General features: G+C 60.2%; 19 protein-coding genes and 1 pseudogene. 12 read left to right on the plus strand and 8 right to left on the minus strand.

Annotated features, from left to right (window positions below; all coding sequences use genetic code 11):
- Positions 1 to 405: 405 nt before the first annotated feature.
- Together tssL and tssM are read left to right on the plus strand one after the other, a co-directional pair.
- Positions 406 to 1,746, plus strand: coding sequence for a type VI secretion system protein TssL, long form (gene tssL, locus AC0L2Y_RS27465; protein ID WP_473560833.1), 1,341 nt, complete (start codon positions 406 to 408; stop codon positions 1,744 to 1,746).
- Between the two features lie 22 nt (positions 1,747 to 1,768).
- Positions 1,769 to 5,332 (plus strand): type VI secretion system membrane subunit TssM, encoded by a 3,564-nt coding sequence (tssM, locus tag AC0L2Y_RS27470; RefSeq protein WP_473560791.1) that lies wholly within the window; start codon positions 1,769 to 1,771, stop codon positions 5,330 to 5,332.
- A 111-nt stretch (positions 5,333 to 5,443) separates the two neighbouring features.
- Here the strand turns inward: tssM and AC0L2Y_RS27475 are convergent.
- Together AC0L2Y_RS27475 and AC0L2Y_RS27480 are read right to left on the minus strand one after the other, a co-directional pair.
- A pseudogene (locus tag AC0L2Y_RS27475) lies at positions 5,444 to 5,740 on the minus strand (RES family NAD+ phosphorylase); the annotation flags it as partial.
- Positions 5,737 to 6,342: a DNA-binding protein gene (locus AC0L2Y_RS27480; protein ID WP_473560792.1), complete on the minus strand. Its 606-nt coding sequence runs from the start codon at positions 6,340 to 6,342 to the stop codon at positions 5,737 to 5,739. The pseudogene AC0L2Y_RS27475 and the gene AC0L2Y_RS27480, both read right to left, overlap by 4 nt.
- A 338-nt stretch (positions 6,343 to 6,680) precedes the next feature.
- On the opposite strand from AC0L2Y_RS27480, the gene AC0L2Y_RS27485 reads away from it, so the two are divergent.
- The 4 genes from AC0L2Y_RS27485 to AC0L2Y_RS27500 all read left to right on the plus strand — a co-directional run bounded on the left by AC0L2Y_RS27485 (position 6,681) and on the right by AC0L2Y_RS27500 (position 12,873).
- Entirely contained in the window at positions 6,681 to 7,454 is a 774-nt protein-coding gene (locus AC0L2Y_RS27485; protein WP_473560793.1) for a PP2C family protein-serine/threonine phosphatase, read from the plus strand.
- Between the two features lie 5 nt (positions 7,455 to 7,459).
- Complete coding sequence (locus AC0L2Y_RS27490; protein ID WP_473560794.1) at positions 7,460 to 10,024, plus strand: serine/threonine-protein kinase; 2,565 nt, start codon at positions 7,460 to 7,462, stop codon at positions 10,022 to 10,024.
- A 108-nt stretch (positions 10,025 to 10,132) separates the two neighbouring features.
- Positions 10,133 to 10,543 (plus strand): DUF1036 domain-containing protein, encoded by a 411-nt coding sequence (locus tag AC0L2Y_RS27495; protein WP_473560795.1) that lies wholly within the window; start codon positions 10,133 to 10,135, stop codon positions 10,541 to 10,543.
- A complete protein-coding gene (locus AC0L2Y_RS27500; RefSeq protein WP_473560796.1) occupies positions 10,540 to 12,873 on the plus strand; it encodes a M23 family metallopeptidase in 2,334 nt (777 codons plus the stop codon). The genes AC0L2Y_RS27495 and AC0L2Y_RS27500 overlap by 4 nt, the downstream gene beginning before the upstream one ends.
- Before the next feature lie 207 nt (positions 12,874 to 13,080).
- Here AC0L2Y_RS27500 and AC0L2Y_RS27505 read toward each other — a convergent pair whose 3' ends face one another.
- Positions 13,081 to 13,581, minus strand: a complete 501-nt coding sequence (locus AC0L2Y_RS27505; RefSeq protein ID WP_473560797.1) for an OmpA family protein — start codon at positions 13,579 to 13,581, stop codon at positions 13,081 to 13,083.
- On the opposite strand from AC0L2Y_RS27505, the gene AC0L2Y_RS27510 reads away from it, so the two are divergent.
- Entirely contained in the window at positions 13,580 to 13,741 is a 162-nt protein-coding gene (locus AC0L2Y_RS27510; RefSeq protein ID WP_473560798.1) for a hypothetical protein, read from the plus strand. The genes AC0L2Y_RS27505 and AC0L2Y_RS27510 overlap by 2 nt on opposite strands.
- A 63-nt stretch (positions 13,742 to 13,804) precedes the next feature.
- Entirely contained in the window at positions 13,805 to 14,398 is a 594-nt protein-coding gene (locus AC0L2Y_RS27515; RefSeq protein ID WP_473560801.1) for a DUF6931 family protein, read from the plus strand.
- 800 nt (positions 14,399 to 15,198) lie between these two features.
- Here the strand turns inward: AC0L2Y_RS27515 and AC0L2Y_RS27520 are convergent.
- The 5 genes from AC0L2Y_RS27520 to AC0L2Y_RS27540 all read right to left on the minus strand — a co-directional run bounded on the left by AC0L2Y_RS27520 (position 15,199) and on the right by AC0L2Y_RS27540 (position 20,319).
- A complete protein-coding gene (locus AC0L2Y_RS27520) occupies positions 15,199 to 15,408 on the minus strand; it encodes a hypothetical protein (RefSeq protein ID WP_473560803.1) in 210 nt (69 codons plus the stop codon).
- 538 nt (positions 15,409 to 15,946) lie between these two features.
- Positions 15,947 to 16,303: a hypothetical protein gene (locus tag AC0L2Y_RS27525; RefSeq protein ID WP_473556558.1), complete on the minus strand. Its 357-nt coding sequence runs from the start codon at positions 16,301 to 16,303 to the stop codon at positions 15,947 to 15,949.
- A gap of 643 nt (positions 16,304 to 16,946) precedes the next feature.
- Positions 16,947 to 17,504, minus strand: a complete 558-nt coding sequence (locus tag AC0L2Y_RS27530) for a dihydrofolate reductase family protein (protein ID WP_473560805.1) — start codon at positions 17,502 to 17,504, stop codon at positions 16,947 to 16,949.
- A gap of 440 nt (positions 17,505 to 17,944) precedes the next feature.
- On the minus strand, positions 17,945 to 19,198 hold the full coding sequence (locus AC0L2Y_RS27535) for a caspase family protein (RefSeq protein ID WP_473560807.1): 1,254 nt from the start codon (positions 19,196 to 19,198) through the stop codon (positions 17,945 to 17,947).
- An 11-nt stretch (positions 19,199 to 19,209) separates the two neighbouring features.
- Positions 19,210 to 20,319, minus strand: coding sequence for an OmpA family protein (locus AC0L2Y_RS27540; protein WP_473560809.1), 1,110 nt, complete (start codon positions 20,317 to 20,319; stop codon positions 19,210 to 19,212).
- Positions 20,320 to 20,852: 533 nt separating this feature from the next.
- Between AC0L2Y_RS27540 and AC0L2Y_RS27545 the strand changes: the two genes are divergently transcribed.
- The 4 genes from AC0L2Y_RS27545 (at position 20,853) to AC0L2Y_RS27560 (ending at position 24,564) form a co-directional block, all read left to right on the plus strand.
- Positions 20,853 to 21,779: an NAD(P)/FAD-dependent oxidoreductase gene (locus AC0L2Y_RS27545; RefSeq protein ID WP_473560811.1), complete on the plus strand. Its 927-nt coding sequence runs from the start codon at positions 20,853 to 20,855 to the stop codon at positions 21,777 to 21,779.
- Between the two features lie 106 nt (positions 21,780 to 21,885).
- The gene (locus AC0L2Y_RS27550) at positions 21,886 to 22,206 is read left to right on the plus strand and encodes a hypothetical protein (protein WP_473560812.1); all 321 of its coding nucleotides are present in this window, start codon (positions 21,886 to 21,888) and stop codon (positions 22,204 to 22,206) included.
- Positions 22,207 to 22,774: 568 nt separating this feature from the next.
- Positions 22,775 to 23,458, plus strand: a complete 684-nt coding sequence (locus AC0L2Y_RS27555) for a PAS domain-containing protein (RefSeq protein ID WP_473560813.1) — start codon at positions 22,775 to 22,777, stop codon at positions 23,456 to 23,458.
- Positions 23,344 to 24,564: a PAS domain S-box protein gene (locus AC0L2Y_RS27560; protein WP_473560814.1), complete on the plus strand. Its 1,221-nt coding sequence runs from the start codon at positions 23,344 to 23,346 to the stop codon at positions 24,562 to 24,564. The genes AC0L2Y_RS27555 and AC0L2Y_RS27560 overlap by 115 nt, the downstream gene beginning before the upstream one ends.
- Positions 24,565 to 24,717: the final 153 nt, after the last annotated feature.

A 24,717-nucleotide genomic window follows, 5' to 3' on the forward strand; every position in this document is an offset into this window, starting at 1 on the left:
CACCGCATCATGTTCCAATCGACAACATCTGGGACTACGATCACATACGACAGTTCGCCAAGCGGGTAAGCCTGATTGACCTGGGGGTCTGCGGCAAATGTCACATTGCGGCGCCATACTTTCTTGTAGCTCCGGACCGCCTTGCCGGAAGGACCATTGCCTGCCCTATCCGGCCAGGAAAGATCTGGCGCCTCTCGCACGTGAGCGCGGACACTGCACGGCAGCGGCACATCGGCGATGAGCTCGAAGGACGATCCTTTCGGCCCGGTCGGCAAGACCGTCATCCGCACCAATCCACGACGCGGGCAGAATGCGAAACCAGCCGCAAACGAACCGATTGCGAAGACCATCGCGCCCTCGGATGTCAAGGAATCGACAGTTTTCGATCCTGACATAGGTCGGCATATGCCGCCGGACTGGACATCCGGAACCATTCTTTATCAGGGAGCATCGTCCGGTGCAGCGGCCAGAGCCGAGGCGGCCGGGTCAAGGCCGACCATTCAGCAGGAGGTGCTGCTTGGCGCCGCAGACACGGTAAAATATTCGACGGCAAATCCAATCCTCGCTGCGTCAGCGCCGTTGCTCGTCCTGTTCGGGCATCTCAGGCTCGTGCCGGTCGAAAGACAGGCGGCGCCATTGGCCGAACATATCGCCGATGCGATCGAGAGGTTCGACTGGACGCTGGAGAAGTCAGGGGTTCCCGAAGAGGATGCGCGGATCGCGAAGTTTGCCCTTTGTGAAACGGCCGACGATCTTGTGGGCAACCTACCTTGGGCCGGCGAGGACACCTGGGCACAGCACAGTATGCTGTCGCGGTTCTTTCACATCGAGCCCACCGGCGCCGGCTTTTACGAAGCACTGAACAAGGTGCTGGCCAATCCTGAGCCACACTTCGACCTGCTCGAGCTGATGCATGTGTGCCTATCCCTGGGATTTGAGGGCCAGTATCGTGGCCTGGCACGCGACGATACCAGTCTCGAACGTGTGCGGCGCGACGTCTACGAGACGCTTCGCTACTTCAGGGCCCGTGCCGGAGAGGACATCTCCCCCCGCTGGCAAGGCATGGCCGCTATGATGGTGCCGTCTTCGACCCGCCTGCCGCTCTGGGGTGTTGCTGCAGCAGCGTCAGCCCTGCTGACGGCCACGTTCTTCACGGTGCGGGCGTTCATGACCGATGAAGGCGATGCTGCAGCCAGACAATTGCTGGCGCTCAATCCCTCGACGCCTGTGACGATCGAGCGCGCCAGTGTGATACCCCCACTTGCCAAACCGGTGACAGCCGCCTCGCCTGCCGTGACCAGCCAGATCGACCGCATCCGCTCAGCACTGTCCACGCAAGTCGAGCGCGGCGGGATGACCATCGGCACAAAAGGCGACTTCATTGTAGTGGAGATCAACAATCAAATGTTGTTTCAGCCCGGCAAGTCCGAAGTGAAGCCCGAGTTTCTGCCACTGGCCGGACAGATTGCCGCAGCCCTCGAGCACGAGCCAGGGCCAATCACGATCGTTGGCCACACGGATAATGTGAAACTACGGAAATCAAGCACGTTCAAATCGAACTTTGACCTTTCGGTCGCTCGCGCGAAGGCTGTTGAAACAATGATCGCCGCGAAGCTTAGCGATCCCTCGCGAGTAATCGCCGAAGGCAAGGGCGAAGATGAGCCAATTGCCGACAATGCGACGTCCGAGGGCCGCGCCAAGAACCGCCGTGTCGACGTGATGATCCCCAAGGAGGAAACGCTGTGAACACCGCCGGCGGGAAACGCCAATGATGCGTTGGCTGCCGCGGATATTCAGCACGGCCGCGTTGGGTGGTTTTGCGGCGGCGATCTGGTTTGCTGGACCTTTGATCCGCTTCGCCGATATCCGGCCGCTGGGACCCGTCTGGTTGCGCGCGACAATCATCGGCACGATCGTGGCGGCCGCGGCCCTCGTTTACGGAGTGCGCGTCTGGCAGGTGAGAAAGGCGGAAAAAGCGCTCGAGACCGCCGTTGCCCGCAACGACGGGGGCAATGACGATTCACCGGTGCTCGAGGCAGGCATGAGTGAGGCCATCGCAGCACTCAAGCGCTCGAGCGGCAAGCGCAATTTCCTTTACGACATTCCCTGGTACATCGTCATTGGCCCGCCGGGCGCCGGCAAGACGACGGCACTGGTCAATTCGGGTCTGAATTTTCCGCTTGCCGGTTCAGGAGACGCCCAGCCGGTGGCCGGTGTTGGCGGCACCCGCTCCTGCGACTGGTGGTTTACCGAAAAGGCTGTGCTGATCGACACGGCGGGACGCTACACCACGCAGGATTCCAATGCTGAAAGCGACAGCAAGAGCTGGCTTGCGTTTTTGTCATTGCTCAAGAAACACCGCACCAGACAACCGATCAACGGGGTTATCCTGGCCATCAGCCTTGCCGATCTCATCAGCCTCGATGACCAGCAGCTTGACGCCCATGTCGTTGAAATACGCAGTCGCCTGAGGGAGATCCACGAGACGCTGAAAATCCAGTTTCCGGTGTATCTGCTTTTCACCAAGGCCGATCTTGTTGCCGGCTTCATGGATTATTTCGGCAGTTTCGATGAGCCGCGCAGGTGCAAGGTCTGGGGCGCGACATTCCAGACCACAGACCGCAATAAGAACATGGCCGGTGAGGCTTCGGCCGAATTCGATGCACTGGCGAACCGCTTGGCGGACGAGATGCCTGATCGCCTGCAGGAAGAGCCTGATCCGGTCTCGCGCATATCGATCTTTGGCTTTCCGGCCCAGTTTTACGCGCTGAAGGGCCGAATTGCCAATTTCGTGACCAGCCTGTTCGATCCGGTCCGCAGCCAGGTGAACGTCAGCTTGCGTGGGCTCTACTTCTCGTCGGGGACCCAAGAGGGAACGCCTATCGATCAGGTGTTGGGCGCAATCGGCCGCAGTTTCGGCAACAATTCCCGCCCCCACCTGTCCGGGACCGGCAAGAGTTTCTTTTTGCACGATCTGCTGACTGATGTCATTTTCGCCGAATCCGGGTGGGTTTCCTATGACCCAGCGACCGAGAGGCGGGCAGCGGCCCTCAGGTATGGCGGCTTTGGCATCATAGCCTTGATCACTGCAGCGGCCCTTGGCGCGCTCGGGATGAGCTTCATGGCCAACCGCTCGCTGATCGCCTCCACTACGCAGGCGATGAGCCAATATCGCGAGACAGCCGACGCCCTGCTCAAAACCACGACGGTCACCGATGTCGACCTTGAAAACGTTATCGGCCCGCTCGACCAGTTGCGCAGCATGCCGGCCGGTTTCGAAACCCGTGACTTACCGACACCGATCGAGGAAATGGTCGGCCTTAGCCAGCGGGAAAGGCTTCTTTCGGCATCGACAACAGCCTACCGGCAAGCACTGGAACGAATGTTGCGGTCGCGTCTGCTTGTTCAGGCCGAGCGGACCGTCCAGACGACGATGGCTGAGCCCGCCGCGCTCTACGAACCGCTCAAGATCTACCTGATGCTTGGCGGCAAAGCACCCAAGGTCGATGACGCATTGATCATCTCCTGGATGAAGCAGGATTGGGAACAGAACCGGTATCCAGGCGAGAGCAACCGCGAAGGACGCGCGCAGCTCGAAAAGCACCTGCGCGCCATGCTTGCGTTGGACGATGCCTATGATCCGGTTTTCGAACTCAACCAGCCGCTTGTGGAAGCCGCCCAACGTTCACTCGGGCGCATGAGCCTTACCGATCGTGCGTCCGCATTGATCAAGTCGGCGGTGTACGCGGCTGCGCTGGACGATTTTTCTGTTTCGCAAAAAGGCGGGCCGGAAGCGCAGCTTGTGTTCGAGCGCGTCGATGGCGGCGATCTGTCGAAGCTCCGTGTTCCCGGTCTCTACACCCATGCCGGATTCAACAACTTTTATCTCGGACAGCTTTCGCGCATTGCGCAGACACTCGTCGACGACCAGTGGGTCCTGGGCGGTGGCGGCGAGCAAGGCGGGATCGATCAGGAGTTGCTCAAGCTCGGCCCCGAACTTCTCGATCGCTACGGCAAGGAGTTCGCAGCCGCGTGGAACAGCGTTCTCGATGGTTTGAAATTCAAAGCCATGCTGAACGACAAGCCGCACTATGTCGCGCTTTCCGCCGTTGCCTCACCAAGCTCGCCGATCGAACAGCTTTTTGCCGCGATTGCCGAGGAAACAGCCTTGGCGCGCAACCCTGTCTCCGGTGAAGACTCGGGCAATGGGACGCAAGCCGGCACCGTCATGCGCCAGTCCCGGGGCGCTGCGGACATGGCCAAGGGCCTGGCTCGCATCGGCATTCAAATTAGCTCCGCAAAGTCGCAAAGCCGTGCCGGTATGGGGTCGGCGAAATTTCAAACCCAGAGCCCTGGGGCAAACATCGAAGCTCAGTTCAGGTCCTTCCAGGCTCTGGTAAGCGGGCCTTTTGGACACCGACCGATCGATGCGCTGACCCAGAATTTTCGCGATATCCAACAGAGCCTGCAACTGGCAACCGAGGTCCCTTCGCAGACGGAACGTGTCAACGCCAACCTTCAGCTGCAGATAGCCACCCTTCGCGCCAATGCGTCGCGTCTGCCCAAGCAACTCGGCAGAATGGTCAACGCAACTGCAGACGAATTTGAGGGCAACGCGGCTGAAATTTCGTTGACGAATCTGAACGAGATGCTCGACCAGGCCGTCACGCAGCCCTGCGAGGAGGCGGTCAACGGCCGCTACCCGTTTGCCGGCGATGGTACCGAGGATATTGCGATGGCGGACTTTGCCAAGTTGTTCTCTCCGGGCGGCCTGATGGATCGGTTCTTCGCACAAAACCTCGCTTCCTTGATCGACATGAGCGGCCAGGACTGGAGCTGGAAACAGAATGCGCGCTTTGGGCGCGACCTGTCGAAGTCGACGCTGAAAAACTTTCAGGCGGCTGCGGAAATCCGCAACGCCTTTTTCCCCTCGGGCGGATCAATGCCCTCGGTCAACCTGACCTTTACTCCGTTCTCGCTGAATGGCGATGCAGATGCTGCGGTGCTCGACGTCGATGGCCAGATCGTCCAGAGCAACCAGGCGGGTAACACGCCAAGCACGGTGTCCTGGCCGAGCGGCGCGGCCTCGGCGTCCGCCAGTCTGAGACTGATACCGGAAATGCCGGGCCGCGAATCCGTTATCAGCTTCGACGGGCCGTGGTCGCTGAAGCGGTTGCTGGACAAGGCGACGATCACCAGCAAAGACGGCACTATTGAGGCGCGCTTCGTGATCGGTGGACGCGACGTCAGCTATACGATCCAGACCGGTCCCGGACCCAGCCCCTTCTTCCTTCCCGCACTTTCAGCATTCAGCTGTCCGAAGGCGTTTTGAGAGATTTGAGCCTCGCCGAGGGCAAGTAGGATCGCGAAATCTAGATGTTTGATCCCAGGCTTTGATGGGGCATTCTTGTCCTCCGAATCAAGGGATGCGCTATGGGCCAGCCATGCCGACCATGAGGCGTTGCGGATAGCGTAGCAGTGTTTCGGCCAACGCCCCGCGAAGCGTCAGCCCGGCATAAAGGACCCCGAACCGTCAGTCCGCGCTGTCAAAACGGTTCGTCGGTGGCACGCCCCGTCCCGGTCCGAAAAAAATCGGGTCGAGCCAAGATCGGTGAATACGGTGCAGCACCTGGCCGGCCTCTATTTTGTCAATAGGAAGCGAGATATCGTCAAGCCAATCGGGAGGAGGAGGCGCCAGGCCGGGTGGACCGCGGCGCGCGGCCCGATCCACGCAAATCATGCAAACCCATCCACAGCCTCACTGCGTAGAATGCGCAGAACTGAATCCGCCTCGCCGGCCCTCAACGCCTCAAGTGGCGTGCGCCCTCCGAGAACCGAGTCGGGGGCGAGCAAGAAGTCCAGCGCCATCCACGATCCGGCCGAAGTGTAGGCCCGCACAACGTCCGCGATGCCGGCGAGCACATCCGTTTCGTCAAATTGGCAAGCAGGATAGCGCCAGTCGCTCCCCTGCCGAACGGCAAGCAACGACCCGGCTCGCCGGCGCTTGTCCACCGCCTGACGCGAGATGCCGAGCGGCCGTCCGGCATCCTCGGCCGACAGGGTGCCGCCCGCACGCTCAATCAGGATTTCGCGGTGTTCGACGTTTCTTGCCAGGGCCGGGACGAGTGGATCGAGTTCTATGACGGCTGGCCCGACGACGTCAGACTGGCTGAGAAGCCGGGCGAGCGAACCGGTATCGGTCGGGGCCGACAACGCGTCAGAGAGAACCTTTGGCGACGCAGTGGCTGCTATGCGCTCAAGCGCCGATGTGGCGCGTCGAAGAAACACTGTCTGCAGACTATCAGATCCGATATTATTTGGGTTTGGCGCTGTCCGAGCCATGGTGACCTCGCTGGTTGACATCAGGAATATATAGATGTTGCCTCCGTCAACCAGATGTCACGGGGCTGCCTGGTTGGTTGTAAGATGAGCTAAAATACTTCGGCACCGGCACCTTGTGACTGACGGAATCGCAGCGTGCGCAGTTGACCAGGCAAACGGGGCGCTATCGCGCCCTTAAGTAATCCCTTGAGCTCTTTCTGGTGGTGACCTCGCCAGAACGGTCACGCGCTCAACGCTAGATTTCGATATTTTAATATTCGGGCCTGTGGCAAAGTGGCACCTGCTAGCGCCTGGAGAGTGCGCTGCAGAGGACGCTTTGAGAAGCGCTTGGTGGCAAGTTGAGCGATGTCGCCCTTTCCTTTGAAAGCTTCGGCGTGAGCCACAATGGCTGTGTCCGTGAGCACAATGAAGACAACTATCTGGTCGAGCCGCGAACCGGCCTGTGGGTGGTGGCCGACGGAATGGGTGGGCACGAAGCCGGAGAGGTTGCTTCAGCCAGCATCGTCGATCATCTGGCCACGATCGGCATTGCCAGTTCCGCTCCGGATCTTCGTGCACGCTTCGAGGACAGGCTGAGCCGTGCCAACGCCGAGATCCGCCGGATCTCCGAGTCCCGCGGCATAACCATCGGCTCCACCGTTGCCGCCCTATTGGCGAGGGATGGGCGATTTGCGTGCCTATGGGCGGGCGACAGCAGGGTTTATCTGATCCGCAACGGCTCGATCTCACAGATCTCGAAGGACCACACCGAAGTTCAGGAACTTCTCGACCGCGGCATGATCAGCGCAGCCGAGGCGCTGACCTGGCCGCGCCGCAATGTCATCACGCATGCGGTAGGCGTCAGCGACGAAATCGTCATCGATTTCCAGCAAGGCGAAATCGTGGCGGGAGACATCTTTGTGTTGTGCACCGATGGGCTGACGGCGCATCTGACCGATGCCGAGATCGGCGCCACGGTTGTGACTGCGACACCTCAGGCGGCCTGTGAGGCTCTGCTGAAAACGGTGCTGGAGCGAGGCGGGACAGACAATGTCACGATTGTGCTGGTAAAATTCGCAAACAGAAGCAATGGGCACCCCCCCTACCCTGATCTGTCCAGAGCGGAGGGTTGAGGCCGATGAGCGCCGACGACAAGACGCGAATATCACCGCAGCTGGCCAACACCGCCGTCGGTACGCAGCTTAGCGGCATCTACGAACTTGACGAGCGGATCGCATTCGGCGGCATGGGTGAGGTCTACCGCGGGCACAACATTCAGACTGGCGACCATGTCGCGATCAAGATCGTCCTGCCCGAATTTGCCCGCGACCCGACGATCTTGTCCTTGTTCCGCAAGGAAGCGTCGATCCTCAATCACCTCTCGCATGATGCGGTCGTGAGATATCACGTCTTCACCATCGACCCCGGAATCGGTCGTCCTTACCTTGCGATGGAATTTGTCGACGGCGAGTCGCTTTACGACATCATCCGGCGTGGCCCGATGCCGACTGAAGAGGTACGCAAGCTCTGCCATCGCCTCACGTCGGGTCTGAGCGCCGTGCATGAGGCGGGAGCAATTCACCGCGACCTCTCTCCGGACAACATCATCTTGCCAGGCGGGCGGGTTGACCGCGCCAAGATCATCGATTTCGGTATCGCGCGATCGGCTACCGTCGGCGGTGAGACCCTGATCGGCGGAAAATTCGCGGGAAAGTACAACTACGTTTCCCCCGAACAGCTTGGGCTATACAGCGGCGACGTCAGCGAGCAGTCCGACATCTACAGCCTGGGGCTAGTGCTGGTTGCCGCCCTGCGCGGCAAGCCGATCGACATGAGCGGGTCTCAATTCGAGATCATCGAAAAGCGCCGGACCGTGCCCGACCTGTCCGACATCGACGACGCTCTTCGCGGCATCGTTGAAGCCATGCTGCAGCCGGATCCGCGAGACCGCCCGGTGAGCATGGCGGAAATCGCCAGGATGACGCGTGACGAGGACGACGGGACAACGCCGCCGACGTTCACCCCAAACCGCGACAGGCCGAGTCTGCCACGAGCGGGGCAAACGCTTGCGCCCGATCCGAAGGCCCCGTCCCCCCCATCCAACGTCTTGGGCCATGACGCGCCGTTGGCAGGCTCGGGCGGGCAGCGCTTTGTCCCGCATGTCCGGCCAGCGCTGTTGTCCGAACCGCGGGCCTCACCGGTCGCCGCGCGGCCACGTGCGGTCGTGGGCGCTGTTCCTGGAAAATCCACAAAGACGCGGACCATCGCAATCTCTGCCTTCGCTACATTGGCTCTCGCCTCAGTTGCGGGCCTTTATTTCAGCGGCTTTACAACGCCCACCGCGCCGAGCACCAGTAAGACCTCGCTTTCCGCGCCAGAGCCACTACAGCCTGCACCACAAGCAACAATGCCTGTCCCCGAAGCATCAACGCCAGAGGCGGAGGCATCGAAGCCGCTGGCGACGGACAATGTTGCGGACACCCCTGAGCCGCCACAGGAAGTTCCAGCCCCAAAGCCGCAAACGGAGACCGCGTTAGCACCAGCCGAAAATCAGGCGGAGGCCGCCGCGGCTCGAACGCCACCGCCGGCAGCGTCGCCCAAGATGCTCCCGAAACCCGAGGAAACGTCGACGCCGTCAGCAAGTGCGGCGCAACCACCGGCCGAAAACGCCACGCCATCAACCGAAACGCCCTCGCCACCTGCCAAGCTTGCTCCTGCCCTCCCGCCGGTCGAAAAAGCTCCGACGCCGCCCGAACCAGACGCCGCGGCGAGCCAAAAGCCTGAACAGCAGGCAAGCCAGCAGGCAGAGGCGAAACCGGCCGAACCGGCTACAGACCAGGCAGATGCGACGAACGCAAAGGAAGAGCAGGCCGACCTCCCGCCGGCCAAACACCAGGCAAGCCGGCCGGCGAAGGCGATACCCGCAGCGCCCGTTTCCAAGCCGGCTGCACGCCAGGCGGATGCGACGAGGGCAAAGGAGCAGCAGGCCGACCTGCCGGCGGTGAGAGAACCAGACCAGGCCGTGGTCGCCCTGAACCTGCCTAAGCCAGAAGTTGCCCCGGTAATCGACGATATAGCGCAGCGCGTCTCGTGGGTTCGCGACTTCAGTGGTGGCGACTGTTTCTACGCCGCAGTGACCTCGATAACCGACAAGACCGCTGCCATCGAAGGATTTGGAACCGCGGTTCAGCCCTTCGAGCAGATGCTGGCTGATTTCCAGGCAAAGTTCCACGTTGAGCCGGACATCAACGTGCGCCTCATTGAGCCGAGCCAGTGCGAAGTCACCAACTTCCTGCGCTTTCTGGGGCAGACTGCTGGCGAAAAGCCGCAGCTTGTTCTCGATCGAACATCGGTGCCGAACGGTACGCAGATCAGCGGTACGTTGGTGACGCGTGGCGGGCTCATTTCCAGCGTGCTGCTGATCGACCACAAAGGCATGATGTTCAACCTCGACGACCGCATGGTCGTGCAATCGGACAAGGCTACCTTCAGCATCCCGATCGGTCTCGGCGCCGCCGACAGGGCTGCAGGCAAGGCCGTGCCGCAGATCATCATGGTGATTACCGGGCCTCAGGATATCCAGGCGGCTGCGTTCTCCACGCCAGTGCCAGCCTCACGGCTGTTGCCCAAAATTCTCGAGGAAATCGAGGCCAACGGATCCAAGTTCTCGGCCAGTGCCAAGTATTTCCGGCTCGGCGGGTAGCATGGGCGTCCGATGGAACTCCGTAGCTCGCGTTTGCCCCGCTCGTCTTCCGACCTGCCCTTAAAGCAGTGTGGTCGGCTTCGAACCTTGCTTGCCTCGAGGGGCCGGATGAGGCTTGCGGTCGTTTTGGCCGCCGCGTTGCTGGCCGTGCTCTCATGCAACGAAGCGCGCGCCGAATTCACGGTGTGCAATCAGACGCTCGACGTCGTCAACCTCGCCGTCGGCCAGGAGGTCGACAATGCCGACCAGACCGATGGCTGGTGGACCATCGGCGCAAATCAGTGCGTGAACGTCATCCGCGAGGAACTGACGAACCGCTACATCTACCTCTACGCCACTGACGTTTTCGGCCACGCCATCCTGACTGGATCGACCGAAATGTGCATTGAGCGGCGACGTTTCTCGATACGCGGCATCGACGAATGCTGGCAGCGCGGCCATATTGCCGCGCGATTTGTTGAAGTCGATACGCTTGAACAGGTGCGCTGGACGTTTTTCCTGACCGGAAGCAGTCCGTGACGCACGCTATCGACACCAGCTTCAAGGAGAAGAAGCAAGCACGCGCTGCCCTTCGCCGGCGCACATTTTGGCGCAGGCTTCTTGCCGGCTTCGCCACGGTTTTCCTGTGTTCGATTGCCGCCGGCTTCTACCTCACCGCAGACTATTGGTCGTTTGGCGACGAAGACGAGGAGCTGCATGCGGTCGAAGGAGCCGACGATGTGCCGGCTGATGCCTCTGTTTATGTACCTGCCATTATCGGCCTGGCGGGGGACCCGATGTGGATCACGCTCGCACCCGATTCCGGCGCTGCAACGAAAGGCCGCGTTGTTCCGCGTCCGGCCGAACTCGACCAAGCAGGGGTTTCGCCACAGATCGAGATTTTGTCCGACGTCATGCTCAGCGCCAGCGAGAAATTCATGACGACCATACCGTCGACGCAGGAGGATTTTGCATTTTTCCAGGCGCAACGAAAGACGGCTCCCGCAGCCTCTAGCGATCTGCAGAACAATCTTCAGCCATTTCCTGCCCCGGATGAGCCCGCGCCTGCGGCCGATCAATTGGCCGAAGCCGACGACCCGGAGGCCGGCTGGGGCGAAACAATCGATGCAGGCGACGCAGCTCTTCCCGCGTTCCACAAGACCCAGATCGAAAACAACACCAGCCTCGCAACTGTCACGAACGAATATCAGCGGTTTGAGGCGACGGAAGACACGTTTGTGAAGATCCTCAATGATCGCAGTCTGGATAGCGTTGCGCTCGATGCACATTTCTCCGCCGACGACGCCAAGCAGGCAGGCGAGGCGCTGAAGGCGCTCTTCGGCCGAGGCGGCCTGGAACCGGGCTATGTCGTGGCCATGCGTGGATACCGGCCGAACCGTCAGACGACAACGATGTCCCTCATGCAGGTGTCGATCTACGCCAAGAACGTCTTTGTCGGTACGCTGACGCGCAATGCCGCGGGCGTGTTCGTATCGGGCGTCGATCCTTGGGTACGTGAAGATCTGTTCAACTACTCGGGCGCGCCGGCGGAAGGCGCCCACAAAAGGCAGTATCGCCTGCTCGACGCGATCTATTCGACCGCGGCACGCAACAGCGTTCCAACCGGCGTGATCGGCGAAGCCATAATGTATCTGTCGAGAGGACAGGATCTGGACGCCTTCGCAAGCGAGGACCAGCGTCTTGTGCTGATCTATTCGCAGACGCCGCGCGGCAAGGACGAAGGCGCCGGGCGCGTACTGTATGTTGGTGTCCAGGGCACGACAAAAAGCCTCGACTGTTTCGTCTTCCAGCAGGGCGATGGCCAGTTTGCATGCGTGACAGGCGACGATCAGGTCCGATCGCTGACGGTCACCAACGGCATGGTCACACCGGTCAACGGGGTCTTGACCTCGACCTTCGGGCCCCGCAAACATCCAATTCTAGGCACCGTTCGCATCCACAAGGGCGTCGACTGGGCGGCGCCGGTTGGCACGCCGATCGCAGCCGCCTTCGATGGCGAAATCAGCTTCCAGGGCGATGGGGGCGGCTACGGCAATCTGGTCAAGATTTCGCACGGAAGCGGGCGCGAGACGCGCTATGCGCATATGCAGAAATTTGCAATCGTGGGCGGTGTCGGCACCAAGGTGAAGGCAGGCGACATCATCGGTTACATCGGCACCACCGGACTTTCGACCGGACCACACCTGCATTTCGAACTCTACCAGAATGGCGCGGCGATCGACCCGCTGGGCACAGTTACCGCGGTCGCGTCGGATCTTTCCGCCGTGGAAACGCTAACCGATCGCATCGTCCATGTCGAAAGTGGCGGCAGTGCCCGTGCCAAGAACCCGAATTCTTCGGCGACCGGCGCCGGCCAGTTCATCACCAAAACCTGGATCCGGATGATGAATACATACCGCCCTGAACTGGCACGCACGCTCTCAACCGCCGACCTGCTTGCGCTGCGCTATGACGCCACGATCTCGCGCGAGATGGTTCGCAATCTGGCGCGAGAGGGCGAAGCCTATCTTCGGGCGCGCGGCCATCAGATCACAGCCGGTCGGCTCTATCTGTGCCATTTCCTCGGCATGGAGGGCGCGCATCAGGTGCTGTCGGCGTCGGGTTCGGCGCAACTGAGCGCCGTGCTCGGATCAGCCGTCATTCAGGCCAATCCCTTTCTCACCGGCAAGACCGCCAGCTATGTCGTGGACTGGGCCGAAAGGAAGATGGGTCGAAAGCTTAGCCCAGCCACGACCGCGGCGAACCAGCAGACGACGACCACCACTGAGGTCCGACAGACATCACCTGAGTTCGCAAAGTACAAACAGGTGATCACGGCGATGCTGAGTTCCGTTCAGAATGCGCTTTGAACCAGGGCATGGCGTCGGCAAGTCGCAGCGGCTTCGAAAGACGCAGACCGACTGGCGATTTCCCGACCAAGATGCTGCACTACGGCCGGTATGGTGGGCGGCGTGCTGCAGGACTGAGTGCAGGCGTTGAAACGACTGCCCTGCCCCCGCAATGCCGCTGTGGTTCGAAACTGCCGCGCAGTTTCCGGCGGCATGCGCCAGCGTTCCCTACTCGGTCTTTATGCGCATTTCCACACGGCGATTGACAGCATCGTACGGGTTGGGGCTGCGCGGATGCGCTTCGCCCAGGCCGATCGGGTTAATGCGGGCAGCTTCAATGCCGCTTGATGTCAGGAAGGACGTCACAGATTGCGCCCGTCGCTGGGAGAGCCGCTCATTGTAGTTTGCCGGTCCGGATGCGTCGGTGTAGCCTTCGACGACGAAGTGGAAACTGCTCAGCCGGTTGTCCTTCAGGGCCTTGGCAAACTCCGCAAGCTCGGCGCGCGCGGTCGCGTCGAGTTCGGCCGAATCGAGTCCGAAATTGATCAGCATGTCGAGACTGGATTTGTCGGCGGGTCCGTCTTTTGCCTTGGTCCTGCTCTTGCACTGCTCCTCGGTGCCGACACAAATTCCACGCGTCTTGCCAAGATCGGCCGCGCCGGCAAAAAACTTCACGATATCTTCTGATTTCTGGACGGGGTCGGCGTAAACATGGGTCGAGAAAACCATGACCGCCAACACCAAGGGTGAACTGGCCCACCGCATCGCGGTTACTCCTGTTGAGCATCCGATATTAACCAACCCTGAACATACCAAATTCCGAAGCAATTGTCTGCGGGAAATACCGAGCCGCGGCTGTGTCACCGGTCATCACCCCGCCGCAAGTTGAGACTTGACCCGCGCCGCGCTGCGGGCTTGAGTGCCGACAGGTTCTCGATGAAAGCGTGGCGTCATGGCCAACGGGCTCCGATTCAAAACGGCACGAGATCTTTTCATGGCTTGTCCTGCGGCTGCCCGGGACATGCGAACCCTTCCAACCGAACAGCGTCCGATCGAGTTTTGCCGCGGCCTCCTCGCCGGGCGCGTTCCCGAAGAGGCAATCACGTTTTGTGCCTACCTGCTGCCGGATCGGGCTGCGGTCTGGTGGGCTCATGAATGCCTTGGGCATTTGGGCGAGCTGCTCGATGAAACCGATCAAAGATTACTCGCACTCGTCAGCAACTGGGTCAGCGAACCGGGCAGCGCCCACAATCGCGCCGCGCTGGGCCAGGCTGCGGCAGTGCCGCCTACAACCCCGGGCGCCTGGATCGCGTTGGCCGCGGTACGGCGTAGCAATGGCCTTGGGACTGGCGGATCCGCCGGCCGCACAGCAGTGCCTCCGGCCTTACAGCCGTTGCCTGCCGCTCATGCCGTCAATGCCGGAGTTCTGGCAGGGCTCGCGCGTGTTGCACTCGCGGACCGTTTTGCCGTTCTATCGGCCTTTGTCGAAATGGGCTTACAGATGGCCGAGATCGAGGCGCTGCGCCAATCAGCCGACGCATACTAGCCTCGCATATTTTCTGTCAGGGCTGAAGGCGAGAGGGAACAACTGCCTGGCGCGAGAGTCCAAAGGACTCGGGATTGGCTGGACCTGCACAGGGCCGAGGGTGGAGCTCAGAGATGACGGTTGATCGAATTCTCATCCGCCGGTTAGCTACCGTTTTCCGCCTCTTCCTCTGCGTGGTGAGGGCGGCGTCAGGTGGATTTTGCGGGCCACCAGTCTCAGCCCTGGGAGATGAGGTCTAGCAATGTTGCTGTCCCTGCTCGCCGCGAGCTTGGTGTTCTCTGGGCAGCGTTGCCATGACGGGCACATTTGAAATTAATTCGATGTATTAAACCGTACGGAAGGCTCGTCAGCCAGTTCCTGCTCTCGCTGGTCAAGCGCCACTAGCAACGCGGCAAAGTGCTCCGGCATTTCTTGATCGACTTCCAACCCTGGCCGCTTGCGCAAAACCTGACGATTGCCTTCTGAACTGATCAATCGTCCGAAGGCTGTCCGTGCTCTTCGCGGTGGCGGCATCAGCTAGACCCACACTTTGTGCCGAAAGTATACATATCGAGGCGAAACTCGCTCATTCCCAAAGCGTCCAACACAGCGAAACAATTCTTGGTAGAAATTCTGAGCGGAGTTGGTCACATCAGCCCCCGTTCTGATCGAATGAGCGCAGAGCCCCTCCTTCTTGGGATCAGGCATGAATGACGCAAAAGCGCACCACGAGCTCCCACTGGAGGCCACGATTGGTCCACTTCAATGAGTTCCTTGCTGCTGCCTGTGCGTTGCAGACGTGGTAACGTTAGACTGGGTGCTTACCGCTCTGACGAAGACCGGAGGAGACCAGGTCGCTCTTTGTCGACCCGATCAATTTCATCAAGCAAAGACTTGTGCTCATCCGGAAGCCCCTCTTCTACCGGAAGATTTAGCGCCTTGCGAAGGTAGTCGCGGATGGCTTCTGACGTGATCCACCGTCGCATGAGATCGGCGATAACCTTCTGTTTCTTTTCGTCGGACTCAACCATGGCCGGCCCTCCATGCGAGTAGGTCCGAACCTCCCGATGATCCGATTTGTTCCCTAGCTATCCTTTGGTGTCGAGCAGGACGGCCCTTCCACCATGTGTCGCCAGATCCATCAGAATTTCACATAGTTCGAGGTCCGTCTCCTCTGCGTGTGGGCACAGGGCACGGAGTGCCGCTACGGCCGTTCTAAGGGACACCACGTTGCCGTCCGACGCGGCCTTAACGGCTGCGGCAATAGCTTCAGGCGTAATGCCTCCCGGCGCAGTATCCATGATAGCCGACCCCTCGATGCCCTGAGGCATCTTGCCGGGAACTTGGGAGAGATCAACGGACGATTTCGTGTGGAATCGAAGGTCTGGCAGAAATTCTTTGAGCCGGTGATCGGATAACTCGCTCGCGTGGTGACCAGCTTGTATCCCTTCACATTTCGCCGGTGGGCACAGCCTTGCTATATACCCTTGGCAGTGTCCTCGATCAGTTCGGCTATTAAGGTGCGGACCCGTAGGTCGGACCTATCCCCTATGTTTCCCACATCTTTGGTCACCATCCCCGGCGAAGTACGGACACCGCCCCGCTCACCTTAACGTTGACCATAAAGGTTCTTCTAAGCGCCTTCTCCAATTCCCGCTTCCTGTAGATCTGGAAACGAATCGACGGGGTTAAAGCTTTGACCTGCCGGCGTGGCGCGGCGTCTATGTCGACAGCCACCTCGCCTGCCACGTCAGCCTTGGCCGCCTCCAGCGATGCAATCACGACGTCGTTTAGCCAAGCCTTTGCTTGCTCGCTGAAGTCCGCCATGGGGGCATCTCGCTTCCCCATCTCCGCGCCGCCGACGGGCTCCTCCTGCTGACGGCGAGCTTCCTTCCCGCGCTCAAGGGCTTCTTTAAACTTTGCCATCCCTGTTGCTCCGATTTGTCATCAGGCCACCCCCGTCAGATCGGCTATGGCGCCCTCCCATTCACTAGAACGCGCGTAGTCGGGGTACGTTGCGTTGGGGAGCCTTTGGGTTCGCCGCTATTCTCATCCGGCTCGCTCAGAAGTCTTCCACGGAAGGGCAATTGTTGCCGGCGGGGGCGCCGTAGCCGGCATCGTTAAGGGCGTTTAAGCTGAAGATTGCGATGGTGGGCATTCGTCACCTCAAGCCGATCTGTCGATTTGCAACCCCGCCGCGACGCCCCAGGCTCCCGAGCTTCGAACACCGCCGGTAGCTCTCCCGCGCATAGCTCGAGCACCAGCCCTCGTTCCAGTTCCGCGAGCGGGTATGGCGCGGGCACTTTCGGTGCAGACCGTCGAGCCTAGCGCGTCCTTCAACATCCGCTACATATAAGCCTCTTAGAAGGGTTCGTGGTACCCCATCCGGTGAGCACCGCGGCGCCTGTGTCACGTTAGCGGACAGGACGAAGTTCCGGGCGGGGTGGGAAGCCGCCATTGCTCACAAGGCCTAGCCTGATCAACCGAGCTCCCATGGCAGAAGCAGCGGCGAGAAGGCTTCCTATTGACCCGCAGGCCCGCGAGTTGGGTGCGGAGAGGCTGCGCTGGGTCAGCGCGCGCGCCGGTAATGCATGGCGACCGCGCCGCTGCGGAGCGGCTTGGCGGAGATCAGCTCGAGCCGTCGCGTGCTGGGCAGCCCGCTCTGGTAGAGGGTCGGGCCGTGGCCCGCGATCCTGGGGTGCACGAGTAGCTTGTACTCGTCGATTAGATCCAGCCGGTCCAGCTCGGTCGCGAGCTTGCCGCTACCGAGGAGCACGCCGGCCGGGGTCGCGTCCTTGAGCCTCTGCACGCCCGTGCGCAGTTCGCCCCCGATGTGGTGGCTGTTGGTCCACGGGAAGGCCTTTCGCGTCGATGACACTACGTACTTCGGCTTGGCCTCCAGCTTGACCGCCCACTCGTGTATCGCCGGCGGCGCCTCCTCGTCGCCGCGGGCGACTGCCGGCCAGTAGCTCTCCATCATCTCGTAGGTGACGCGACCCCACAGCATTGCTCCGCCCTCATCCATAAGGCGCGTGAAGAAGGCGTGCGTCTCGTCGTCGGCAATTCCCTCCTGGTGGTCGACGCAGCCGTCCAGGGTGACGTTGATGCTGAAAGTCAATAGTCCCATGCGGCGAGTCTAAGCCATACAATGGAGAACATGAAGGCCGATTGCTCGCGGTTGATGTTGAACTTCCGCAATGGGTCGGCACACGAAGTAAGGCCCGTGCCCACTTCTCCTCGTCGCTCCAGTATCGACGCCGCTCCGGCCCGGAAAACACCGTGATCTGCCCCATCGACCGCTCCTAAGTGCGCCCTTAAGAACACACTTAAGACCGGTCGCTCACCTCATCGACAAGGCGGGGCCCGCCGGATAGGTACGCTTCGTGCAGAAAGGAATGTTGTCCATCTCGATCATGATGGTGCGCGCCGACACGCTGTTGTGGAGCTCATCCGTGGCTCTCGATCGCTCGATCGGCCATTTCCTGATTTCCGCACACGACGAATGTCTAGGCGGGGATTGGCCCATCGCCTGTTTGACGGGGAATTTTCGAACCGAAGGTCCAGATCTTACTTGCAGCCGCCTTGCGCCCACTTGGCCAGCGCGACCTTGAAGCGCGTGCCGAGCGGATGTTGCAGGCGCAGCACGGAGACATCGTTGGCGGCGAAATTCTTCGCCTGCTCGCACAGCCGTACCTCATTCCACTCGTGGCAGCCATTGCAGTGCTTGCCCTGCCATACCGATTTGTCGAGCCCTTCCACGGGAGTGAAGAGAGGCTTGCCCGTGATCAGCTCGGCGATACTCTTGCCGTCGATCTTTGGATCTCCAAAATCGACAGGTCGGTCGAAAAAGATCGGATCATCCGAAGCCAGTTTCGGGATTTTCTGACGCAGGACATTAAGCGCAAGCTGTGCCTCATCGTCGCCCGACGAATTTGCGGTGGCGGTGCGCCCATCCGAGCGGCCTTCCGTTTGTCGGGGCGCGGTCGCTTCGCCGACGATCAACGGCGCATTGAGATCGACTCTGTGCAAAACGACATCGGTGGTCAGCGAGACATTGATCCATGGGCGCTGCTTGCCGGCGGTTGCTTTGAAGACGTCGGCGGTGACCATGTTCATCGCGTCGGTGATGGAGACATTCGAAGACCCGATATGGGCAAGCAACGCGGACGTGAACGGCGAATGTTCGCTCGATCCGTCATAGGCGACCTGATTGGGACTGGTGGAAAACGCGACCAGCGTGCCCGCGCCGCCATTCTCGATCGGAATTTCGGCTAGCCCGCTTCTCGCTCCCTTGACCCCGGCTGCTTTTGCCAACACTTCGGCCAGGGGATTGTCGCGACAGGCGTCGAGGAAAATCAGTCTTATGCTGGTCTCGCGCGACATTTGCCGCAAAACGAACTCGACAGGCACCGCCTCGAAATCAAGCGAGGTCTCGTCTTCCAATGCGGCATCGACCGGAAGCAGGTAGTTGCTGCCTGAAACCTGCAAACCATGGCCGGCGTAAAAGAAAAGGGCAATGTCGGCGCCGCGAACCTGCTTTGCGAACTGCGCAATCGTCGTTTGGGTCTGCAATTTGGTCAGATCAAAACCAGATACGACTTCGAAGTCCAACTTCGCGAGGCGGTCGGCAACAGCCTGCGCGTCGCGGACCGGGTTGGTCAGCGCCGGCGCATGCTGGTACTGGGAGTTGCCAAGGACCAAAGCAACACGGCGTTCCGCACTGGCTGCCGTCAATGTCAATAATAGCGAGAGCGTCACCAGCCCGATCGCGCGCAGGGCCCTGCCGAAACAGGCAATCAGATCGAAGCCCCACCGGAACAATTGGTCCTTCCTCAGTTGACGAGCTTGGTGGCGGAAAACTCGATCCGCCGGTTGAGCGCCTTGTTCTTCGGCGTATCGTTAGCCGCAACGGGCCGCTCCTCGCCATACCCGCTTGCCGTGATCTGCGTTCGTGCAATACCCGCGGCAATGATGGCATCGGCAACGGCCTGGGCCCTGCGTTCCGACAGCAGCTTGTTGGCGGCAGGCGGACCATCGGAATCGGTATGGCCGGAAACCTCTACCTTCAGGCCGGGGCACTTGCCGACTACGCCAACCACCTCCGCCAGCAGCGGGCGGCTTTGGTTGTCGAGCCGCGCGCTCGCCGACCGAAAATAGATGGCCCCAGTGCGGGAGAGCACCGCGAACCGGTTGAGACACTCCTCGTCGCTGAAGTTCGCTTTCGCGGCATCGGTGGCGACGGGTCCGACGTCGGCAGTGCTTGCCGCGACTGTCTGCACGGCCGCGGGCTTGCTGCCGCTGGCGTTGAACACGAAATCGAACGATACCGAAGCGGTCGGAACAATGTTCGTCACATTCGCGGCCTGCTGCAGTTTTTCGACATTCGGCAGCAGTCCGAAGTCCTCGACATGCACGGCAACAGGCGCCTCGGAAGCGACGGAGACCATGCTGTCGCTGATCATGGTCACTACGACATTGGCCTCGAGATCCTTGTCGACCCCGTGCAGGTTGAGGCGAAATGGCAGCACTGCCTTCACCCTTCGCTTGGTCGCGAGGTCTGCAAATGCGGCAGGGTCCACTTTTGCGGTCAGTTCGGCGGACGGATACTTGAATGTCTCAAAGAAAAGGAACCGCATGCGGACATTGCGAAGGTCGACACCCGTATCGACGGAGTTAAGATCAAAGGTGATCTTGGCCTCACCCGTCGAAGAAAGAGTGCCGGCTATGTTCCTGATCTTGTTGGTTTCGACGATCGTATTCTTCTTGACCGACTGGTAGGTGAGCACGGAGGCCGTCGGGTCGAGTGTCCAGTTCGTCTGTGCATTGGCGCTTTCCAGCCCAGGTAACAACAGCACCGATAGGACAACGATTAAGCCAAGGGTGTTTAGGGCGAAGCAGCTTCTCGAGCCCGTTTTCCACCAGTCTCCGACGACTTCGAACATGGAACCCCCACAGGACAACAGACTTCCGTGTCGCAACCACGACCATGCCGTGCCGACAAGAGCATAGAACAATTGTCGAGGGTTGGCGAGCACCGGCGAATCGACCGCAATGGTGTAAATCCGCTCTGGTCGCGAGGCTGCGGAAGTCCGGCAAAATGGTGATGGGCAAACACTGGCTACGCAGCATTCTTGTTGGCGGATATTGGAGCTGATTGAAGAACTCGCTACAGCACCTGCCGCCGTCTTTGGCGGCCGGTTACGGTGGACCAGCCCAAGTGAGGGAAAAGCCCGCCTGCTCCATCCTGCCTCTGCCGCGGACGCCTACTCCCTAGCCCTTTGTCGACCCTATTCTGTCGGTCTCCATCCCCATTCCGCGCTGAAGGTGGCTTCCCCTTGGCAGCTCATCATCTCCGTAGCTGAACTGTCCGGCGAATTGGGAGCTCCACATTTGTAACCAAATGGCCTGCTCCGCGTTCCTTCGACGGGGTTCGGCTGTGCCCTCGCGATCCAGCCTTGTGATTCAGGATTTCTGAATGGCCAACCGGGACACGAACAGGCATGAAGGAAGCTTCGACTGCCTGATCGTAGGTGGCGGGCCAGCCGGCCTAACGGCTGCGACTTACCTTGGAAGATTTCGCAGGCGAGTAATCGTCGTCGACGCAGATGAAAGCCGTGCAAAGTGGATTCCCTTGACGCGCAACTGCCCAGGCTTCCCAGACGGCATCACCGGCCCTGAGCTGCTTGACCGCCTCGAACTGCAGGCTCCTCGATACGGCGCAAGCTTGGTCCGCGACAGGATCGTATCCATTCGCAAAACGAAGGCTGGATTTTTGGCGGCCGCTTCATCTCCCATTCGTGCCCGCTCGGTGCTCCTTGCAACCGGCGTTGTTGACATTCTCCCAGCTCTTCCGAGCGCTACCGACATGATCCAAGCTGGCGTCTTGCGATTGTGCCCGATCTGCGACGGCTATGAAGCAATCGATAAACGGGTGGCCGTCATCGGACCGGCCGAACACGCGATAAAAAAGGCGTTGTTCATGCGCACTTTCACTCAGGATCTGACCGTGCTGATTACCGATCCATCCGAGCCCTCCCCGCAAGAGCGTACCAAACTCAAGAGGGCCGGGATCAAGATCGGCCTATGCAGACCCAATTCCGTTTGCGCCCCGGGCCGGGAGGCGGTGGTGGAACTCATCGACGGCGGTACGCTCTCGTTTGAGACCATCTACCCTGCGATGGGCTCGACCATCCGCTCGCAGCTTGCAGTCGACCTTGGTGCATGCTGTGACAAAGTGGGTAATCTGGTCGTGGATTCGCGCCAGCGCACCGCAGTCCGTGGACTTTATGCAGCCGGAGATGTGGTCAACGAGATCAATCAGCTTGCCGTAGCATTCGGCCACGCAGCGGTCGCTGCAACGGACATGCACAACTATCTTGCAAATGGCGACGCCGAGCATTGATTTCAGGGCGAACACGGCCCACGGTGACACCAAGCGCACGGCGCCCGGCGCCGACGCCGAAAGCAAAGCATGAGGAACGAAGAGGCACGGCAACCGTTCGTGATCATTGAGTTTCATCATGTATCTTTTTCAAATCCTGCTACCTCGCGCGGACAATTCCGGCAGACCGTTCCCCAAACAGGAATTCGCCCGGCTCAAGGAAGAACTGGCCCAGCAGTTCGCCGGCGTCACGGCCTTTTTGCAGGCACCTGCCGAAGGGCTGTGGCGGCAGGGCGGCCAGTGCAGCAATGATGTAATCGTCATCTTCGAGGTGATGACGGAGGAGATTGATCTGCGAGCCTGGCGAACGCGCCGTGCGGACCTTGAGCGACGTTTTCGTCAGGACGAGGTGATCATCCGTTACTCATCGATCGGCGTCGGTCTGTGACGGAACCTCTGTAGTAAGGCCCGCGTCCTCGGAGGGACGAAAGACGCGGGCCTCGACCGGCTTCACCGATCCTGCAGCCATAAGGAGTGAACTTGCTGCCAGCACCGAACCTTCGGGTGGCTCGGTTGTTCCCGCTAGTGGAATAAAAAGCCCGCCGACAGATGAAGCATGGCGGGACTGATCGAAGGCTGTTTCACCAAGCTGGGGCTTGGGGGTCGGGTTTGCGAGGTGCGCACTAACCATTGCCTAGACTTAGGCTCATCATCTGAGATCCGTCTACCAATCGACGGTTGGAGAGAGGGGACGAAGGTCGCATAGCGGGATGGACGTGCTCATCCTGTGGGGCGCTGTCGGCGCCGAAGCATGCGAGCGCGATAGCAGCGAGGATCCAGAATTTTAGCGTTCCGACGTGTGAGCGGCTCCCGTCACGCCTTATGATTCTGCCCAGCAAAACCGAGTTCATAGCTGGTAGCCATCGGCCGCGGCGAAGGCGGAATTGTTGGGAGGATTCTTGGAACCAATTTCCACTCGCCGCATTACGGCCGACTAGGCAACGATGGGTTTGGGGATGAATGAAGTACCGCAGGCGAACGTTGTCGCCTTCAAGCTCCCGGAAACAACCGAGAAGGGACTTCGGCACTTCGATTATCAAGATTTTTTCGAGAACGGCTCCATAGCGCTCCGCCTGATGAGTGCAGACGGCATCATCCTTCATGCCAACAAGGCAGAGCTGGACCTTGTCGGTTATCTTGCACGGCAGTATATCGGCCGCCACATTGCCGAATTCTATCCCGACGGAGAGGTGATCGAGGATATTCTGGCGCGCCTCGCTCGTGGCGAGAAGGTCGCGCGATATCCGGCGCGATTGAGAGCCCGTGACGGGTCGATCAAGCAGGTGGAAATCACGTCGTGCGGCCAGCAAGACGGCAAGCTGGTCAACACCAGATGCTTCACTGTCGATGTCACCGACCTCGAGCGGCCACGCACGGAGCTAAGGCGGCAGGACAGCACCTATCACCAGATTCTCGACGGCCTTCCGGTTGCGATCTATACCACCGATCAGCACGGCACTATCACCTCCTACAACCGCGCTGCCGCCGAACTAGCCGGCACGGAGCCAGAAATCGGCAAGGACAAATGGTGCGTGACGTTCAAGCTGTTCACTTCCGATGGCAACGAATGCCCCACGACGAGTGCCCAATGGCGATTGCGCTCAAGGAAAACCGGCCGGTCCGCAATCAGCAGGCCATAGCGCAGCGTCCGGACGGGTCGTTTTTTCCGTTCCTGCCCTTTCCAACTCCGATACGGGATGAGGACGGCAATCTGATCGGCGCCGTCAACATGCTGCTCGACCTTACCGAGCGCCACCGTGCTGAAGAGGCCAGGTTCCATTTGTCAGCCATTGTGGAATCCTCGTTCGACGCCATCGTCAGCAAGGATCTGAACACCGTAATCAAGAGCTGGAACCATGGCGCCGAACGGCTGTTCGGCTACACTGCCGAAGAAGCGATAGGCAGGGCGGTGACCATGCTGATCCCGGCCGCTCACCAGGACGAGGAGCCCCGCATCCTAGAATGCATTCGTCGCGGCGAGCGGGTCGAAACGTACGAAACCATTCGTCAGCGTAAGGACGGCAGCCTGGTTCCGGTCTCGCTTACGGTTTCACCTGTGCGCAATGCGACTGGGCAGATCGTCGGTGCATCGAATATTGCCCGGGACATCACGTCGGCGAGGGAAAACGAGCATCGCATTCGCATGCTGATGCGTGAGGTCAACCATCGCGTCAAGAACCAGTATTCGGTCATCCTTTCGATGATCCGCGAGACTAACAAGCGGGCCCAAACCCCCGCCGACTTCGAACGAGAGGTCCGCGAGCGGATCATGGCCCTGTCGCGCTCGCACGATCTGCTCGTGATGGGCGACTGGAAAGGCGTCACTGTTTTCGAACTCCTGTTATCGCAGGCGAAATCCTTCGGCAATGAGGAGCGAATTTCGATGTCCGGACCATCCATCATGCTTAGCCCAAATGCAGTCCAATATCTCGGCATTGCCTTTTACGAACTCGCGACCAATTCGGCCAAACATGGTGTGCTTTCAGGGGACGAGGGCCAAATTTCCGTCACCTGGAACACCACGGGTTCCGGTCCCTCGAGACTCTTCAACCTCGCCTGGGCCGAAACTGATGGTCCTCATGTCCAGACCGTCGGACAGGGCGGCTTTGGAACCGTGGTGCTGAAGCGAGTTGCTCCCGAGGCAGTCGGAGGGACAGGAAATCTCCAATACGGCCCGCATGGAATCACCTGGAGGTTGGAAGCGCCGTTGGCCGCCGTCGAGACGTCGCTTGTAAGCGAACTGTAAAGGACTATCAGTTTCGAGCGGTTAGTGGGAACGCGGGAAACATCTTGCCACTGGCATGCGGAATCAGGATTGGCCGGCCGGCTCATGCTCACCCGTAAAGGTGGCTCGCTAATCGTACGCCCCGTTGACTCAAATTTCGCAGGAAACACTAAA

This window comes from Mesorhizobium sp. WSM4830 (assembly GCF_055811495.1).

What these genes read in the sequence shown, in the direction of transcription:
- AC0L2Y_RS27555 (WP_473560813.1), top strand. Translation starts at nt 22,775, where the DNA reads ATGAATGAAGTACCGCAGGCGAACGTTGTCGCCTTCAAGCTCCCGGAA.
- AC0L2Y_RS27520 (WP_473560803.1), bottom strand. Translation starts at nt 15,408, where the DNA reads ATGGTTGAGTCCGACGAAAAGAAACAGAAGGTTATCGCCGATCTCATG.
- AC0L2Y_RS27545 (WP_473560811.1), top strand. Translation starts at nt 20,853, where the DNA reads ATGGCCAACCGGGACACGAACAGGCATGAAGGAAGCTTCGACTGCCTG.
- AC0L2Y_RS27480 (WP_473560792.1), bottom strand. Translation starts at nt 6,342, where the DNA reads ATGGCTCGGACAGCGCCAAACCCAAATAATATCGGATCTGATAGTCTG.
- AC0L2Y_RS27530 (WP_473560805.1), bottom strand. Translation starts at nt 17,504, where the DNA reads ATGGGACTATTGACTTTCAGCATCAACGTCACCCTGGACGGCTGCGTC.
- tssL (WP_473560833.1), top strand. Translation starts at nt 406, where the DNA reads ATGCCGCCGGACTGGACATCCGGAACCATTCTTTATCAGGGAGCATCG.
- AC0L2Y_RS27560 (WP_473560814.1), top strand. Translation starts at nt 23,344, where the DNA reads ATGGTGCGTGACGTTCAAGCTGTTCACTTCCGATGGCAACGAATGCCC.
- AC0L2Y_RS27490 (WP_473560794.1), top strand. Translation starts at nt 7,460, where the DNA reads ATGAGCGCCGACGACAAGACGCGAATATCACCGCAGCTGGCCAACACC.
- AC0L2Y_RS27510 (WP_473560798.1), top strand. Translation starts at nt 13,580, where the DNA reads ATGACCGCCAACACCAAGGGTGAACTGGCCCACCGCATCGCGGTTACT.
- tssM (WP_473560791.1), top strand. Translation starts at nt 1,769, where the DNA reads ATGATGCGTTGGCTGCCGCGGATATTCAGCACGGCCGCGTTGGGTGGT.
- AC0L2Y_RS27505 (WP_473560797.1), bottom strand. Translation starts at nt 13,581, where the DNA reads ATGGTTTTCTCGACCCATGTTTACGCCGACCCCGTCCAGAAATCAGAA.
- AC0L2Y_RS27525 (WP_473556558.1), bottom strand. Translation starts at nt 16,303, where the DNA reads ATGGCAAAGTTTAAAGAAGCCCTTGAGCGCGGGAAGGAAGCTCGCCGT.
- AC0L2Y_RS27540 (WP_473560809.1), bottom strand. Translation starts at nt 20,319, where the DNA reads ATGTTCGAAGTCGTCGGAGACTGGTGGAAAACGGGCTCGAGAAGCTGC.
- AC0L2Y_RS27495 (WP_473560795.1), top strand. Translation starts at nt 10,133, where the DNA reads ATGAGGCTTGCGGTCGTTTTGGCCGCCGCGTTGCTGGCCGTGCTCTCA.
- AC0L2Y_RS27515 (WP_473560801.1), top strand. Translation starts at nt 13,805, where the DNA reads ATGGCCAACGGGCTCCGATTCAAAACGGCACGAGATCTTTTCATGGCT.